Annotated in this window: 16 protein-coding genes; 12 read left to right on the top strand and 4 right to left on the bottom strand. The window is 34.1% G+C overall.

What is annotated here, in order from left to right; genetic code table 11:
• Nucleotides 1-9 precede the first annotated feature (9 nt).
• Both VKY47_RS02205 and VKY47_RS02200 read right to left on the bottom strand, forming a co-directional pair.
• A complete protein-coding gene (locus VKY47_RS02205; protein ID WP_324310000.1) occupies nucleotides 10-819 on the bottom strand; it encodes an anti-sigma factor in 810 nt (269 codons plus the stop codon).
• Between the two features lies 1 nt (nucleotide 820).
• Nucleotides 821-1,351 carry an RNA polymerase sigma factor gene (locus VKY47_RS02200; RefSeq protein WP_324309999.1) on the bottom strand — a complete coding sequence of 177 codons (531 nt, stop codon included), beginning with the start codon at nucleotides 1,349-1,351 and terminating at the stop codon, nucleotides 821-823.
• 273 nt (nucleotides 1,352-1,624) lie between these two features.
• Here VKY47_RS02200 and VKY47_RS02195 point away from each other — a divergent pair, with 273 nt between their 5' ends.
• Entirely contained in the window at nucleotides 1,625-3,853 is a 2,229-nt protein-coding gene (locus VKY47_RS02195) for a TonB-dependent receptor (RefSeq protein WP_324309998.1), read from the top strand.
• A 171-nt stretch (nucleotides 3,854-4,024) separates the two neighbouring features.
• Here VKY47_RS02195 and VKY47_RS02190 read toward each other — a convergent pair whose 3' ends face one another.
• Nucleotides 4,025-4,612, bottom strand: a complete 588-nt coding sequence (locus VKY47_RS02190; RefSeq protein WP_324309997.1) for a superoxide dismutase family protein — start codon at nucleotides 4,610-4,612, stop codon at nucleotides 4,025-4,027.
• Between the two features lie 136 nt (nucleotides 4,613-4,748).
• Here VKY47_RS02190 and hemN point away from each other — a divergent pair, with 136 nt between their 5' ends.
• From hemN to VKY47_RS02155, 7 genes are all read left to right on the top strand, one after another.
• The gene (hemN, locus tag VKY47_RS02185; RefSeq protein ID WP_324309996.1) at nucleotides 4,749-6,113 is read left to right on the top strand and encodes an oxygen-independent coproporphyrinogen III oxidase; all 1,365 of its coding nucleotides are present in this window, start codon (nucleotides 4,749-4,751) and stop codon (nucleotides 6,111-6,113) included.
• Nucleotides 6,114-6,131: 18 nt separating this feature from the next.
• Nucleotides 6,132-6,965 carry a universal stress protein gene (locus tag VKY47_RS02180; RefSeq protein ID WP_324309995.1) on the top strand — a complete coding sequence of 278 codons (834 nt, stop codon included), beginning with the start codon at nucleotides 6,132-6,134 and terminating at the stop codon, nucleotides 6,963-6,965.
• 251 nt (nucleotides 6,966-7,216) lie between these two features.
• Nucleotides 7,217-7,720: a c-type cytochrome gene (locus VKY47_RS02175; RefSeq protein WP_324309994.1), complete on the top strand. Its 504-nt coding sequence runs from the start codon at nucleotides 7,217-7,219 to the stop codon at nucleotides 7,718-7,720.
• A gap of 22 nt (nucleotides 7,721-7,742) precedes the next feature.
• Complete coding sequence (locus VKY47_RS02170) at nucleotides 7,743-8,315, top strand: fasciclin domain-containing protein (RefSeq protein WP_324309992.1); 573 nt, start codon at nucleotides 7,743-7,745, stop codon at nucleotides 8,313-8,315.
• Between the two features lie 33 nt (nucleotides 8,316-8,348).
• Nucleotides 8,349-10,319, top strand: coding sequence for a Sec-dependent nitrous-oxide reductase (gene nosZ / locus VKY47_RS02165; RefSeq protein ID WP_324309991.1), 1,971 nt, complete (start codon nucleotides 8,349-8,351; stop codon nucleotides 10,317-10,319).
• A gap of 145 nt (nucleotides 10,320-10,464) precedes the next feature.
• Nucleotides 10,465-11,079, top strand: a complete 615-nt coding sequence (locus VKY47_RS02160) for a hypothetical protein (RefSeq protein WP_324309990.1) — start codon at nucleotides 10,465-10,467, stop codon at nucleotides 11,077-11,079.
• Between the two features lie 113 nt (nucleotides 11,080-11,192).
• Complete coding sequence (locus VKY47_RS02155) at nucleotides 11,193-11,627, top strand: nitrous oxide reductase accessory protein NosL (protein ID WP_324309989.1); 435 nt, start codon at nucleotides 11,193-11,195, stop codon at nucleotides 11,625-11,627.
• Between the two features lie 6 nt (nucleotides 11,628-11,633).
• Here the strand turns inward: VKY47_RS02155 and VKY47_RS02150 are convergent, their stop codons facing one another.
• Nucleotides 11,634-11,816, bottom strand: a complete 183-nt coding sequence (locus VKY47_RS02150; protein WP_324309988.1) for a hypothetical protein — start codon at nucleotides 11,814-11,816, stop codon at nucleotides 11,634-11,636.
• 22 nt (nucleotides 11,817-11,838) lie between these two features.
• Between VKY47_RS02150 and VKY47_RS02145 the strand changes: the two genes are divergently transcribed.
• From VKY47_RS02145 to VKY47_RS02130, 4 genes are all read left to right on the top strand, one after another.
• Complete coding sequence (locus tag VKY47_RS02145; protein ID WP_414731186.1) at nucleotides 11,839-13,092, top strand: nitrous oxide reductase family maturation protein NosD; 1,254 nt, start codon at nucleotides 11,839-11,841, stop codon at nucleotides 13,090-13,092.
• Nucleotides 13,079-13,786 carry an ABC transporter ATP-binding protein gene (locus VKY47_RS02140; protein ID WP_324309987.1) on the top strand — a complete coding sequence of 236 codons (708 nt, stop codon included), beginning with the start codon at nucleotides 13,079-13,081 and terminating at the stop codon, nucleotides 13,784-13,786. The genes VKY47_RS02145 and VKY47_RS02140 overlap by 14 nt, the downstream gene beginning before the upstream one ends.
• Complete coding sequence (locus VKY47_RS02135) at nucleotides 13,779-14,561, top strand: ABC transporter permease (RefSeq protein ID WP_324309986.1); 783 nt, start codon at nucleotides 13,779-13,781, stop codon at nucleotides 14,559-14,561. Before VKY47_RS02140 ends, VKY47_RS02135 begins: the two co-directional genes overlap by 8 nt.
• A gap of 110 nt (nucleotides 14,562-14,671) precedes the next feature.
• Nucleotides 14,672-15,508 (top strand): universal stress protein, encoded by an 837-nt coding sequence (locus tag VKY47_RS02130; RefSeq protein ID WP_324309985.1) that lies wholly within the window; start codon nucleotides 14,672-14,674, stop codon nucleotides 15,506-15,508.
• The last annotated feature ends 129 nt before the right edge of the window (nucleotides 15,509-15,637 follow it).

The following is a 15,637-nucleotide window of genomic DNA, read 5'->3' as shown; positions in this document are numbered from 1 at the left end:
TTTAAATAATTAAGAAGTCTTCTCTACTGCACCAAGCGTATAAAGTTGTTCAAGTGTAGGAGATTCGCTTCCTCCAGCAGGTTCTAAGGTAATCCCAAAAGCTTCAGATGCATTGGCATTTTCAATGGTAAACAGCTTGTTATCGTCTGTACTAAAATCATCTATCGTACCAAGGCTGGTAGGTGTTAATGGATTCAACGTTAAAGACCAAACCTGATATACTTTTCCTTGAGGAGGTTCTGGTAAGCCTTGCATATCTAAAACAACCGTGTTGTTTTTTTTATCCCAATATACCTTGGCATAAGAGTCTGGAGAAACAGCTTGCCCGGCAAGTGGAATAGCTATAATATCCTTATCCCTTAAGAAAGTAATTAATTGTTTGGATTCGGTTAAATCCTTGCTGTATTTTTCTAAGCTAACCTCTAAAAGTTCCTTGTCGGTTTCAACCGTTTGTATTTGGTCTTTTAACTGGTTGTTTTGGTTTATTAACCACAATAACCCAAGTCCAATAACCAAAGAGGCTGCCCAACCCATATAACTAAACCAATTTGGTCTAGGTTGGTGTAAGGATTTAACAGGAGTATCTGCATCCGTTGGTATTCCAAGTTTTTCTTTTACCGCTTGAAAAAGATATTTCGTGTCTGTTGGAGACACAGCTGCAGTTAATTTTACAATGGTGGATTCTATTTTTATAACTTCGTCTAGGACTTCGGGATGTTTTAATAAAAGGTCATAGATTTCCTGATTTTCTTTTTCAGAAAGCGCACCTGCAACATACAGTTCTAAAATTCCGGATTCTATGTATTCTTTTATATCCATACTAAACGTCGAGCATCAATCTAAGCTCGTTTATACAATTTCTATTTCTTGTTTTTATAGTACCAATAGGCATATTTAATGTTTCTGAAGCCTCCTTTTGAGTATAGCCTTTAAAATATAAAAGTTCAATCACTTCAATACATTTTTTTGCTAGTTTGCCAACAAATTGTTTAATACCAATGGCATCGGTTTTGTCGTCCAAACTATCTTGGTCCTGTATGATATCTACGAAATAATCTGCGTTGAGGTTTTTACCAGAGTTTTTAAAGCTTTTGGAGCGTATTTTATCGATGGCTGCATTACGTGAAATGTTTATTAGCCAAGTAAAAAACCGACCTTTTTGTGGGGAATAGCTGTCTGCACTGTGCCAAGCTTTAATAAAAACTTCCTGCATAACATCTTGGGCAATCTCTCGATCTCTAACAATATTATAAATAACGCCAAGCATGCTTTCGCTATACATTTGGTAAAGGGTTCCGAAAGCTTTTTCGTCTTTATTTTGGAATTTAGAAACGAGTTGTTCTAATGACATACAGTTTTTTATAGTTTTCTAAATTAGCGATTAATAATTTAAGATTTATTATTTAATAAGTTTTATTTATTCGATTTTTATAAAACCAACTAGTATTTATTTACGTAAGTGTTTTTGAAAGGTAAATAAGTAGCACAAATTTGCTCTAAGTCAAGAAGTCTATAATTTATAGATTTGGACTAAAAGTTAAAAGGATGTTAAGGTTTATTTAAGGTCTTTTATGTAGCTCTATTTTTACCAGTTAATCCATTACCATCTATAAATTATTCAACCATGAAAAAAATCTTTACTTTTTTATTGCTCTTAACTTTTTGTAAAATCCATGCTCAACAGATAAAGGGTGTAGTTACTGAGAGAAACCAACAACCTTTAGAAGATGTTTATGTTTATAATATAAATTCATCCAGTCATGCCCACACTATTGCCAATGGATCATTTGTATTGGATAACAATAAAGTTGGAGATTCAATAACCATTGGTTTATTGGGTTATGAAAAGATTTTTATTGTTTTAGATGAAAGTCATTTTAATGATGGGGTTGCGGTGGTTTTAAAAAGCAAAACCATATTGTTAGACGAACTGGTAATTACAGAGCAAATAGATGCTTTAAACAGTATTTCCAAAATAGATTTAGAAACTAATCCTGTAAACTCGTCTCAAGAAATTTTGCGTAAAGTTCCAGGTTTAATTATTGGGCAACATGCAGGAGGTGGAAAGGCTGAACAAATTTTTCTTCGTGGTTTCGATATTGACCATGGAACAGACATCAATCTTTCGGTAGATGGTATGCCAGTAAACATGGTGTCTCATGCACATGGACAAGGTTATAGCGATTTGCATTTTGTAATTCCAGAAACACTTAATAATATCAACTTTGGAAAAGGTCCTTATTATGCCAATAAAGGCGATTTTGCCACAGCTGGTTATGTTGAATTTAATACGAAAGAAGACATTGGTGCCAGTGAAATTAATTTCAGTTACGGCCAATTTAATTCGTTAAGAACTCTTGCTATGTTCGATTTATTAGGAAACACTCCTAATCAAAATGCCTATGTGGCCTTGGAATACATTCAGTTTGATGGTCCGTACGATTCTCCTCAAAATTTTAACCGCATCAACCTTTTTGGAAAATACACTACTTATTTAAAGGGTAATGACAGATTATCTGTTTCGCTTTCCCATTTTCAAAGTCGTTGGGATGCTTCAGGGCAAATTCCTCAAAGAGCTGTAGATAGTGGTTTGATTGATCGTTGGGGTTCCATTGATGATACTGAAGGAGGAAATACTTCCAGAAGCAATGTAAATATTGAGTATAATTCGCAATTAGCTAACGATTTACAGTTTAAATCGAATGTGTTTTATTCGCAATATGATTTTGAATTGTATTCAAATTTCACCTTCTTTTTAGAAGATCCTATTAATGGCGACCAATTAAAACAAAAGGAAGCTAGAGATATTTTTGGTTTCAATTCCGAATTTATTAAAGATTCTCATTTAGGTTCTGCAGATGCTAAATATACAGGAGGTTTTGGATTGCGTTATGATTTTGCTAACGATGTTGAATTATCCCATACCGTAAACAGAAGTGAAACGCTAGAATACTTGGCTCTGGGAGATGTTAATCAAACCAATATGTACGCGTACATCAATGCTGAAATAGATTTAGGGAAATTTGTGGTAGCTCCAGCACTACGTTTGGATTATTTTAAATTTATGTATAACGATGCCTTGGTTACAGATTATAAAACATTATCTGAAACAAAAACCATTGCGAGTCCAAAGTTGAATTTCTTTTTTAATCAAAATAAAAATTTACAATGGTTCTTAAAAACAGGAATCGGATTCCATTCTAACGATACTAGAGTAGTGGTACAGCAACAAGGCGAAGATATTTTACCAAGAGCTTATGGTGCCGATATTGGAGCCATTTGGAAACCATTTCCAAAAGTGATGTTTAATACAGCTTTATGGTATTTGTTTTTAGAACAAGAGTTTGTATATGTTGGAGATGGCGGAATTGTAGAGCCAAGCGGAAAATCTAGACGTTATGGATTGGATTTAGGGTTAAGATATCAAATAACAAATTGGTTGTATTTTGATACAGACGCTACTATAAATAAAGCAAGAAGTGTGGACGAGCCTTCTGGAGAAGACTATATTCCATTAGCGCCAGATTTTACACTAACAGGAGGTTTGTCTGTAAATAACTTAAAAGGCTTTTCTGGAGCTATCCGTTATCGTTTTATAGACGATAGACCGGCAAATGAAGATTACTCCTTAGTCGCAGAGGGTTATTTTGTAACAGATTTAAACCTAAGTTACCAGTTTGTCAATAATATAACCTTGGGTGTAACTATTGAAAACTTGTTTGATACTGAATGGAATGAAACGCAATTTGCCACGGAAACTAGACTGCAAAACGAACTGCAGCCAGTAGATGAAATCCATTTTACACCCGGAACCCCTTTCTTTTTTAAAGCAAATATTAGTTACAGGTTTTAAAATAAATTAAGTATGAAAAGCGCTTGGTATTTAAAACAAGCGCTTTTTTTATATTTAGTATGGCCCTATTATAACTAGATAGCTTTATTATTCTCGAAGTAATTTATTCATATATAAAACGAAAAAGCCACCATTTGGCAGCTTTTCTTATAATTTTAAATGTAATAGAGATTATTGAATAATACCTCCACAACTTACTCGTCCTCCAGCATTACCTGTTGGTTGAGACTTAAAATCGTCGGCAGCATCATGTACAATAACAGCTTTGTGTAAAATGTCTTTATTTGCATCTCCACAACCTATACACCATTGGTCTGTACTAAAAGAAATGGTTGCATTACCTTTGGCATCTGCTTCCATATTTCCTATGTCACCTTTATGATATCCTTTGGCATCTCCCCATTTTCCATGAGGTTCGTTTGTTGGATTCCAATGTCCTCCACTTGAAGTTCCATCATCCGCAGAGCAATCTGCTTTTTCATGTAAATGAATGGCGTGTGTTCCTTCAGTTAAACCTTCAAAAACTGCTACCATAGTTACTTGTCCATCTTTTTCTGTAAACACAGCCGAACCACTTACGTTACTTCCGCTTCTAGGATCTAGTCTTATTTTTACTTTTATGGCTTCATCCTGAACTGGCTCAACCGCCTGCTCTTCAGTGGCAGTAACTTCTGGTTCTATGTTTTCCTTTTTGTTGTTTTTACAACCTATTGCTAGGCTTAATGTTAACAACAAGGCAATTAATACTGGTTTTTTCATTTTGAAATAATGTTTATATGTTTACTCAAAGTTACGTAATAAATAGACGTTTTTAAAATTTTAAACTAGCTAATATGACAAAAATCATATTTTACAACACGGTTTCAATTTACTTTTGTACTTGATTTAGTTAGGTATGAAAAATTCATTAATAAACAAATACAACGTTGCAGGCCCAAGATACACTAGTTATCCTACGGTGCCTTATTGGGATAATAACAGCTTTTCGTCTAAAACATGGAAAGATTCTCTTATAAAATCGTTTAACGAAAGTAATAGCTCAGAAGGTCTAAGCTTGTATTTGCATTTACCATTTTGCGAAAGTTTATGTACGTTTTGTGGATGTAATAAACGTATTACAAAACGCCATGAAGTAGAGTCGCCTTATATAACAGCAGTTCTAAAAGAATGGGACATGTATTGCGAGTTGTTTAATGGCAAACCGCATATTAAGGAAATTCATCTTGGAGGAGGAACTCCTACTTTTTTCTCAACAGGTAATTTAAAACGCCTGATAGATGGACTGTTAAGAAAAGCTACTTTGGCAGAAGGTTATGAGTTTAGTTTTGAAGGACATCCAAACAACACCACCAAAGACCACTTGCAAACACTTTACGATTTAGGGTTTAGACGGGTAAGTTTTGGAGTTCAGGATTATAATGAAGTGGTACAAGTTGCCATCCATAGAATTCAGCCTTTCGAAAATGTGAAACGTGTTACAGAAGAAGCTAGAGAAATAGGATATACTTCTGTGAGCCATGATATTATTTTTGGATTGCCATTTCAAACCATAGAACATGTAGAAGAAACCATAAAAAAAACCAAAGAACTTATGCCAGATCGTTTGGCATTTTATAGTTATGCCCATGTGCCTTGGATAAAAGGAAATGGACAACGAGGTTTTAAAGATGAAGATTTACCTACTCCTCAAACAAAAAGAAGACAATACGAATTAGGAAAAGAACTTTTATCCGAAGCTGGTTTTGTAGAAATTGGCATGGATCATTTTGCTTTAAAATCCGATTCACTTTATAAATCCATAGACCAACAAAAGCTTCATAGAAATTTTATGGGTTATACAGCTTCAAAAACGCAAGCTATGATTGGTTTGGGAGTATCGTCCATTAGTGATAGTTGGTATGGGTTTGCACAAAATGTAAAAGGCTTAGAAGAGTACTATCATTTAATAGATGAAAATATAATTCCTATATATAGAGGACATCTTTTAAACGAAAAAGATTTAATTATTAGAAAACATATTTTAAACCTCATGTGCCAGTTCCATACATCTTGGGATAATAAGGAGCTTTATTTTGAAGAACTCCCAGAAGTATTGGAAAGACTTGAAGAAATGGAGGCTGATGGTTTAATGAAAATTCAAGGAAATAACATACAAGTTACAGAAAAGGGGAAGCCATTTGTAAGAAACATTTGTATGGCTTTCGATTTACTGTTACAAGAAAACATGCCAGAAACCCAATTGTTTTCAATGACTATTTAAAAATACACAACCAAAAACATGAAAAAAATAATTGTACCAGTAGATTTTTCAGAGGAATCTGAATTCGCTTTAGAAGCAGCTGCTATGTTGGCGAAAAAAAATGGCGCTGAAATTCTAGCTTTGCATATGCTAGAAATTTCTAATGCCGTTTTAACAAAGGCAGATGGCATAAAGCAAATAGAAACAATTTACTTTTTAAGGCTTGCCGAAAAAAAATTCGAAGAGTTTTTGGATAAGGATTATTTAAAAAATATAAAAGTAACTCCCATAGTTAAACAATTTAAAGTGTTTAGCGAAGTAAATGATATAGCCATAGAAACGGGTGCAGATTTAATTGTAATGGGATCTCAAGGTGCTAGTGGCATCAAGGAAATTTTAGTTGGTTCCAATACTGAAAAAGTAGTAAGACATTCTGAAGTTCCAGTTTTGGTAATTAAGCACAATCCTATTTTAATGGAATTTGAAAATGTGGTTTTTGCCTGCGATTTTACAGAAGAATCCATAGAACAATATATAAGAGCTAAAGACATGGTTGAGAAATTGGAAGCTACCATGCACTTAGTGTACGTAAATTTACCAGGTTCTAAATTTAAAAGTTCGGCTGAAATTGAAAAACAGGTGGCCAGCTTTTTAAGAAAGGCAGATGGAGGTATAGAAAAAATGCATGAAGTGAACTATGTTAACGATTATACCATTGAAAAGGGCATTTTAAATTTCTCTAATTTAATTGGAGCCGATTTAATAGCTGTTGCCACACACGGAAGAAAAGGAATTGCACATTTTTTTGAAGGAAGTATTTCTGAAGATATTGCCAACCATTCTACCTTACCAGTTATGACCTTTAAAATGTAAGAATATAGTTTTATTAGTTAAAGATGTTTTAGTGTTTAAAAAAGAGTTGAGCTTCGGTTTAACTCTTTTTGATTTTATTGCACCCTGCTTTTTTTTGATTATCAATTAGTTATATATTTACTAATGTTTAGCTTTAAAATAAAGTTAAAAAAAACCTAAAGTAGAGGATGATTTCGTCCTAAATATGATTAATATCATATTTTGTTCTAGGTTTAGACCTTACATTTGTACTATTAAAAATAAAACACATCATGAAAACAGCATTTAAAATTTTTACCGTATTATTTATTTCACTACTAATGAGCTGTGGTGGAAAAGAAGAGAAAAAAGAAGAAACCTTTACCTATCAGAAAAAGGCTCCTACTGAGAAAAAGGAAACTCCTAAAGAAGCAAAGGTTGTACCTCCTTCAGAAAGAGTAGATTTAGTTAATAAAGGGGTTGGCCCAATTAAATCCTTAGTATTGCCTGCCGAAATAGACCAAGCAATGGCTGCTAAAGGTGCGGAGATTTTCAAAAGTAACTGTACAGCTTGCCATAGACCTGACAAGAAATTTATCGGTCCAGCACCAAAAGGAGTTTTAGATATTAGAACACCAGAATGGGTAATGAACATGATTTTAAATCCAGAAGTAATGGTTGTTGAAGATCCATTAGCTAAAGAGCTATTAATCGAATTCAACGGTTCTCCAATGGCAAATCAAAATTTATCTGAAGCGGATGCAAGAGCCGTTTTAGAATATTTTAGAACTCTTTAGTAACCCTTTAGTAATTCTTTATATGAAAACAACTAACCTTAATTTCCTAATCACAACTTGTCTTATTGTATTGTTTGTAGGTTGCAAAGACAACGCAAACAATGTACAGGACACTTCAACCGCACCTGTTTCTAACGAAGCACCGGCAAGACAGGGTCAAGCTTTCATCGTAGATGATGAAGCTACCCCAAATATCTTGCAAATTGCCATCGGCTCTCCAGACCACACAACTCTAGTTGCAGCTGTACAAGCGGCCCAATTAGAAAACGCATTGGTTAATGCTGGGCCTTTAATGGTATTTGCACCAACAAACGAAGCATTTGCAGCTTTACCAGCTGGAACAGTAGAAGATTTACTGAAGCCGGAAAATAAAGACAAATTGGCTTTTATATTAAAGAACCATGTAACACCTGGAAACTATTCGAAAGATTTCCTGAAAAAGTTTAAAAAACTCGGACAGGCAAATGGCGAAGATGTGGCTATAGAAGTTATAGGTGACGATGTATTTGTTGGTGGTGCCAAAATTATAGCAAGTGTTCCTGCTGGAAACGGAATCGTTCACGTAGTGGATAAAGTAATCTTACCTGCTAACTAATCAATTAAATAACTCAATATAAATAGAATAGAAATGAAAAAAACAATAAATATTTTAATTTCCTTAGTTATGGTTGCCGGACTGGCGAGCTGTAATGATGGCGGACAGCAAAGGACCAAAAAAGGCGGACAAGGTGGCTTAGCTACCAATGCAGCTGAAAGAGTATATGTGGCTCCAGGTGAACACGATGAATTCTATGCATTTATGTCTGGAGGATTTAGTGGACAGCTAGCTGTTTATGGCTTGCCTTCAGGTCGTTTACTTAAAGTTCTTCCTGTATTCTCTCAAAACCCTGAAAATGGATGGGGATATACAGAGGAAACTAAACCTATGTTGAATACTTCTTTTGGTTTTGTGCCTTGGGATGATTCTCACCATCCTGATATTTCTCAAACAAATGGTGTCTTAGATGGTCGTTGGGTTTTTATCAATGGAAACAACACGCCTAGAATTGCACGTATTGATTTGAAGAATTTCAAAACAGAAGAAATTATTGAAATACCAAACAGTGCTGGTAACCACAGTTCATCTTTTATTACTGAAAACACCGAGTATGTGGTAGCAGGAACTCGTTTCTCTGTACCAGTACCTCAGAAAGATATGTCTATAAAAGATTATAAAGGAAACTTTAAAGGAGCCTTAACTTTTATTAAAGTTGATCAAGAAACAGGAAGAATGAATATCAACTTCCAGTTAATGATGCCAGGTTTTAACTACGACCTTTCTCACCCTGGACGTGATAAGAGTCATGGTTGGTTCTTCTTTACTACTTATAACACGGAAGAAGCCCATACGCTTTTAGAAGTTAACGCTTCACAAAACGATAAGGATTTCATCGCTGCAGTAAACTGGAAAAAAATCGAGGAATATGTAAATAATGGTGGTGGAACAAAAGTCCCTGCTAACTATGCACATAACATTTTGGATGAACACACACATACTGCTACATCTACGATGTTGAAAGAAGTGTTGACTGTAAATCCATTAGATGTTCCTGGAGCTGTTTATTTCTTGCCAACTCCAAAATCTCCACACGGTTGTGACGTTGATCCAACAGGTGAGTACATTATTGGTAACGGAAAACTTTCTGCTGACTTAACTGTTCACAGTTTCACTAAAATGCTTGCTGCAATTGAAGGCAAGAAATTTGACGGAGAAGCTTACGGTATTCCAATCTTAAACTTTGAAGATATTCTTGCTGGTGTAGTTAAACAACCAGGTTTAGGACCACTTCATACAGAATTTGACGAAAAAGGATATGCTTATACCACGTTCTTTATCTCTTCTGAAGTTGTAAAATGGAAAGTTGGAACTTGGGAAGTTGTAGACAGACAACCAGTATTCTACTCTGTAGGACACGGTATGATCCCTGGAGGAAACTCACGTAAGCCATTTGGAAAATACTTTGTAGCCTTAAATAAAATTACAAAAGACAGATACTTACCAACAGGACCAGAGCTTACACAGTCTGCTCAGTTATTCGATATTACAGGTGATAAAATGGAACTGTTACTAGATTTCCCAACAATTGGAGAGCCTCACTATGCTGCTGCAATTCCTGCAGACATGGTTGCGCCTAATTCTAGAAAAATCTATAAGCTTACGGAAAATAAACACCCTTATGTGTCTCTTTCTAATAGCGATGTAAAGGTAGTACGTGAAGGAAAAGATGTTCATATTTATATGAATATGATCCGAAGCCACTTTAATCCTGATAATATTGAGGGAGTAAAAGTTGGTGACAAAGTATTCTTCCACATTACAAACCTTGAACAAGATTTTGACGTACCTCACGGTTTTGCAGTAATTGGTGCTAATAACGCAGAGATGCTTATTGTTCCAGGAGCGACTGAAACCTTGGTTTGGGAGCCAAAACAAGTTGGAGTATGGCCGTTCTATTGTACAGATTTCTGTTCTGCACTTCACCAAGAAATGCAAGGATATGTACGTGTAAGCCCAGCTGATTCGAATATCGAATTATCTTGGAGCCTAGGCGAAGATTAAGTGTAAGTAAATAACCAATATTATAAGTTTAGGGAAATTTTGTTTTAGTGTTTATTTTCCTACTATAAGGCGAGAATTGATTTATCGTTCTCGCCTTTCTTTTAAAATGCTATTAACTGAATGGTTAATTTAATTGAAAATTATTATGAAAAAAGCTGGTATTATAATGATAATAGGATCGCTTTTGTTATTGGGTCTTTTTAAATTCCCATTGTGGAACATCGTTTTGGGTGCACCCCAGTATCCAGACCCTCTTGGAATGAACATTTATATTCAAGGTATAGAAGGTGTAGAGGAATTTGATATTCAAAATATCGATGGTCTTAACCACTATATTGGAATGAAAACCATCCCTAAAGTTGAAGACATGTGGGAGTTTCAAGTTTTTCCTATGGTTATAGGTGTTATGGTAGCTCTTGGAGTGATTATCGGTTTACTTGGTTTCTTTAGAAAAGTAAGTTACAAATGGTTTCTTGGTTGGTTTATACTCATGTCTATTCTTGGACTTATGGGAATGTACGATTTTAACCTATGGCTAATAGATTACGGAACCAATCTGGACCCAAAAGCTATTATGAAACTTGAAAACTTAGATGGTACACCTATGACTTATAAACCACCACTTTTAGGTTATCAAAAAATGCTGAATTTTGATGTTGATTCTTGGCCATCAGCTGGAGCTTATATGATATTCGTAGGAATGTTACTTACCGTAGTAGCTTTCTTCGTAGGAAAAAGTGAATCTAAAAAGGCTTCTTAATATTAAGCTGAGGTTTCTTTTAAATTCAAGCAAATTATAAGATTCAACAGGAAAATGATATTCTTCCTAAAATAAATTTAAATTTGATTATTCAATATTAAAAATATAAATAGATGAAACAGTTTATTTTTCTAGGCATAATTACCTTTTTATTGGCTTCTTGTAACGTGAGTCCACAGCCTATAAATTACGGCTCGGACGCTTGTCACTTTTGTGATATGACTATTGTTGATAGACAGCATGCTTCACAAGTGGTAACCGCAAAGGGCAGAGCTTATAAATATGATGCCATTGAGTGTATGGTCCATGCATTGCAAGATGAATTTAAGGACACGGAAATGGCTTACTATTTAGTGGCAGACTTCAATAAGCCTGGCGAGTTGATAGATGCTACGAAAGCTACTTATTTGGTAAGCGAACAATTGCAAAGCCCTATGGGAGCAAACCTCTCTGCTTTTTTAAATGAAGAAGCTGGAAAGAAGGCCCAAGAAAAATTTACGGGTGATATTTACTCTTGGAAAGAAATTCAAGATCACCTAAAATTATAAATTAAATTAAATGGCTTCAGCAATTTCTGAATGGCTAAACAGCCAAAAAGATTTGCTGAAGTCTTTTTTATGAAGTTCGAAATCATACAGATTTTTTAATGTATCAATTTCATATATTTCTATTATTGAAACTTCTTTAAATTCTGTATCTTCGATTCTTTTAATCATCTCGCAAGAGAATGAATTCATATTGATTAATTTTTACTCCATTTTGAAAAACAAACACTACATATTCTTCTTTTTAACTGTATTGCTGTCCACCACAAACACATGGTCACATACAATAACGGTTTGTTCCTCGTGTTCTGTAAAAACAATTCACGAAGCAATACAACAAGCTTCGGAAGGTGATACCATTTTTGTGAAAAAGGGAATTTATAAGGAAGCCAATTTAAAAATTGATAAAAGCATTACCCTAATAGGTGAGGATCTTCCCACTATTGATGGAGAAGCAAAAGGGGAAATCATCACTATAGGTGCAGATAATGTGACGCTCGACGGATTTAAGATTATAAATGTAGGCGTAAGTTATACTACTGATTATGCTGCCGTACGTGTTGTAAATAGTACTGGATTCGTTATTCAGAATTTAGAACTTGAAAAACTTTTCTTCGGAATTTATCTTCAAAAATCCAATGATGGAAAAGTACTAAATAACACCGTTAGAGGAGAGGCCGTAACCGAATTTAACTCCGGGAATGCCGTGCACTTATGGTATTGTAAAAATGTGGAAGTACGCGGGAATGATGTTCGCAATGTTCGTGATGGAATTTATCTTGAATTTTCTGATAATATAACCATTGCAGATAATTTTAGTAAGAACAACGTACGCTATGGGCTTCATTTCATGTTCAGCAACAATAACTATGTTATAAATAATGTGTTTGAAACCAATGGTGCCGGAATAGCTTTGATGTTTTCAAAATTTATGGAGGTAGAAAACAATGTTATTAAGAAAAACTGGGGAACTGCAGCTTACGGATTACTGTTGAAAGAAGTAAACGACGTGAACCTTAAAAATAATGTATTTATAGAAAATACGGTTGGGATAACGGTGGAAGGAAGTAACCGTTTGGTATATTCCAACAACGATTTTATAAGCAATGGTTACGCAATACGAGTAAAAGGTGCTTGCTACGAAAATCATATTATAAATAATAATTTTCTATATAATTCCTTTGATATTTCCTACAATGGAAGAATCAACGATAATAAATTTGATAACAATTATTGGAGTAATTACACAGGCTACGATTTAGATAAAGACGGAATAGGCGATGTGCCATACCGACCTGTAAAGCTCTTTTCATATATAGTAAACAGAACACCAGAGACTATCATTCTATTACGAAGTCTATTTATTGACCTTATAGATTTTTCTGAAAAGGTTTCTCCAGTGTTCACCCCAGACGATTTGATGGACGAAAATCCAAGAATGAAACGCATAGATCATGATAAAAATTAAGAATTTATATAAAAAATTTGGAAAAAACGAGGTCTTAAGTGGTCTCGATTTGGAAATTGGCGAAGGTGGAATTTTTGCCGTATTGGGTCCAAATGGATCTGGAAAAACAACGCTTATAAAATGTTTGTTAGGAATGGTTATTCCAAATAAGGGCACTATTTCTGTATTGGGAGAAAACGTAAAAAGCGGATCTAATTACAGACATAAGATAGATTATTTACCTCAAATAGCTAATTTTCCCAATAACTTAAAAGTAAAGGAATTAATTACAATGATTAAAGATCTACGAGGCAAGACCTCTTTGGATCAAGAATTAATCAGTTTATTCAAATTGGAGCCTTTTTTAGATAAAAGATTAGGAAACCTTTCGGGTGGTACCAAACAAAAAGTGAACTTGGTATTAACGTTTATGTTTGATAGTCCTTTGGTAATATTGGACGAACCAACTTCTGGTTTGGATCCCATTTCATTATTGCGCTTAAAAAAGTTAATCCAATCAGAAAAAGCCAAAGGAAAAACCATCTTGATTACCTCTCATATTATGAGTTTTGTTGAAGAAATTTCCGATGAAATTGTATTCCTTTTAGAGGGTAAAATTTACTTTAAAGGAACTATTACAGAACTTAAAGACAAAACCAAACAACCGGATTTCGAACATGCCATCGCATCCATATTAACAGACAATCATGTTTAAAATATTAAAATATAGTTTTTACGATTTAATGCGTAGCCGTTGGAGTTACGTGTATTTTGCATTTTACTTATTACTAGGTGTCGTGTTGTTGTTTTTAAACAACGACCTGTCTAAAGCGGTAATTACGTTAATGAATGTTATTATTGTTTTGGTACCTTTAATAGGAACCATTTTTGGGGTCATGTATTATTATAATTCTAAAGAGTTTACAGAGCTGTTGTTAGCGCAACCCTTAAAACGATCGTCCATTTTCCTAGGGCAGTATCTAGGAGTGGCTATTTCGCTGTCTATGAGCTTGATTTTAGGTTTGGGTATTCCGTTTGTTTTTTACGGTTTGTTTATGTCCAATGCCATTTGGGACTTTTCCTTATTACTTATAACAGGAACTTTCTTGACCCTTATTTTTACGGCTTTGGCCTTTAATATTGCTTTATCCAATGAAAATAGAATTAAAGGATTTGGTTATGCCATTCTGCTATGGTTATTTTTAGCCATTATTTACGATGGTATCTTCTTAATGTCTCTTATTATTTTTGAAGATTATCCCTTAGATAAGTTGTCATTAATTGGAACCATGTTGAACCCTATAGATTTATCAAGAACCCTTATTTTGCTAAAACTTGATATTTCGGCACTCTTAGGTTATACAGGAGCTGTTTTTAAACAGTTTTTCGGCACTAATTTCGGATTGATGGTTTCTATTAGCATGCTAACAGTATGGGTAATTTTGCCTGTTCTTAGAATCATTTTTAAAGCTAAAAGGAAAGATTTTTAGTCGATTTTTCGTACCTTTGGTTAAAGCTCTTGGCGTACATAGATAGATGCTAAAGAACGTAGACTAAGTCGAATTAAACCAAATATTATCAACATCAAAAACCTATCAAAATGAAAAAGATTATTGTCCCAGTTGATTTTTCTGAGCAATCAGAATATGCTTTAGAAGCTGCTGTTAAAATAGCGAGAAAAGACAGCGAAACTGAAATTTTAGCCTTGCATATGCTTGAAATGTCCAATGCGGTTATTAACACAACTAATTCAGAACAAATTACAAAAGCAGTTTTCTTTTTAAGACTGGCTGAAACCAAGTTTAGTGAATTTTTGGATAAGCCTATTTTTAAAGGAGCTAAAATTACACCTATAGTTAAGCACTTTAAAGTTTTTAGTGAAGTGAATGATGTGGCTAAAGAACATGGTGCCGATTTAATAATAATGGGTTCTCAAGGTACTAGTGGTTTTTCAGAAATATTTGTAGGTTCCAACACAGAAAAAGTAGTAAGATATTCGGATGTTCCAGTTCTGGTTTTAAAAGACAGATTCAGTAAAGATATTTTTAACGATGTTGTTTATGCCAGCGATTTCTCATTAGAATCGGTAGATGTGTATAAAAGAATGCGTTATATGTTCGAAGATTTACACACAAAACTACATTTAATTTATGTTAATATGCCTTCTGATAGGTTTAGAAGCAGTAATGAAATGGAACAAACTGTAAGCGATTTTTTAATGCAAGCTGAAGGCAATCTAGATAAATTAAAAGACATTAATTTTATTTCAGACTATAGCGTAGAAAAAGGTGTTTTAAACTTCGCTAATAAAATAGGTGCAGATTTAATAGCTGTAGCTACTCATGGAAGAACAGGAATCGCACATTTCTTTGAAGGAAGTATCTCTGAGGATATTGCCAACCACTCCGTTTTACCGGTGATGACGTTTAAAAGATAAATAAAAAGTATTTATTATAAAAAAAAGAGCTAAATCTAGAATTTAGCTCTTTTTTTATTTTTAAAAATCAGATAAAAAATGTGACTTTAATCATGTTTTACAAAGCAATTCTTATGTAAATTTGCGTAT

It is taken from the genome of Xanthomarina sp., from assembly GCF_035306705.1.
GTDB lineage: Bacteria > Bacteroidota > Bacteroidia > Flavobacteriales > Flavobacteriaceae > Xanthomarina.
This window is presented reverse-complemented; position numbering and strand designations above follow the sequence as displayed.

Coding starts and splice junctions, on each gene's coding strand:
- VKY47_RS02205 (WP_324310000.1), bottom strand. CDS start 819: ATGGATATAAAAGAATACATAGAATCCGGAATTTTAGAACTGTATGTT.
- VKY47_RS02200 (WP_324309999.1), bottom strand. CDS start 1,351: ATGTCATTAGAACAACTCGTTTCTAAATTCCAAAATAAAGACGAAAAA.
- VKY47_RS02195 (WP_324309998.1), top strand. CDS start 1,625: ATGAAAAAAATCTTTACTTTTTTATTGCTCTTAACTTTTTGTAAAATC.
- VKY47_RS02190 (WP_324309997.1), bottom strand. CDS start 4,612: ATGAAAAAACCAGTATTAATTGCCTTGTTGTTAACATTAAGCCTAGCA.
- hemN (WP_324309996.1), top strand. CDS start 4,749: ATGAAAAATTCATTAATAAACAAATACAACGTTGCAGGCCCAAGATAC.
- VKY47_RS02180 (WP_324309995.1), top strand. CDS start 6,132: ATGAAAAAAATAATTGTACCAGTAGATTTTTCAGAGGAATCTGAATTC.
- VKY47_RS02175 (WP_324309994.1), top strand. CDS start 7,217: ATGAAAACAGCATTTAAAATTTTTACCGTATTATTTATTTCACTACTA.
- VKY47_RS02170 (WP_324309992.1), top strand. CDS start 7,743: ATGAAAACAACTAACCTTAATTTCCTAATCACAACTTGTCTTATTGTA.
- nosZ (WP_324309991.1), top strand. CDS start 8,349: ATGAAAAAAACAATAAATATTTTAATTTCCTTAGTTATGGTTGCCGGA.
- VKY47_RS02160 (WP_324309990.1), top strand. CDS start 10,465: ATGAAAAAAGCTGGTATTATAATGATAATAGGATCGCTTTTGTTATTG.
- VKY47_RS02155 (WP_324309989.1), top strand. CDS start 11,193: ATGAAACAGTTTATTTTTCTAGGCATAATTACCTTTTTATTGGCTTCT.
- VKY47_RS02150 (WP_324309988.1), bottom strand. CDS start 11,816: ATGAATTCATTCTCTTGCGAGATGATTAAAAGAATCGAAGATACAGAA.
- VKY47_RS02140 (WP_324309987.1), top strand. CDS start 13,079: ATGATAAAAATTAAGAATTTATATAAAAAATTTGGAAAAAACGAGGTC.
- VKY47_RS02135 (WP_324309986.1), top strand. CDS start 13,779: ATGTTTAAAATATTAAAATATAGTTTTTACGATTTAATGCGTAGCCGT.
- VKY47_RS02130 (WP_324309985.1), top strand. CDS start 14,672: ATGAAAAAGATTATTGTCCCAGTTGATTTTTCTGAGCAATCAGAATAT.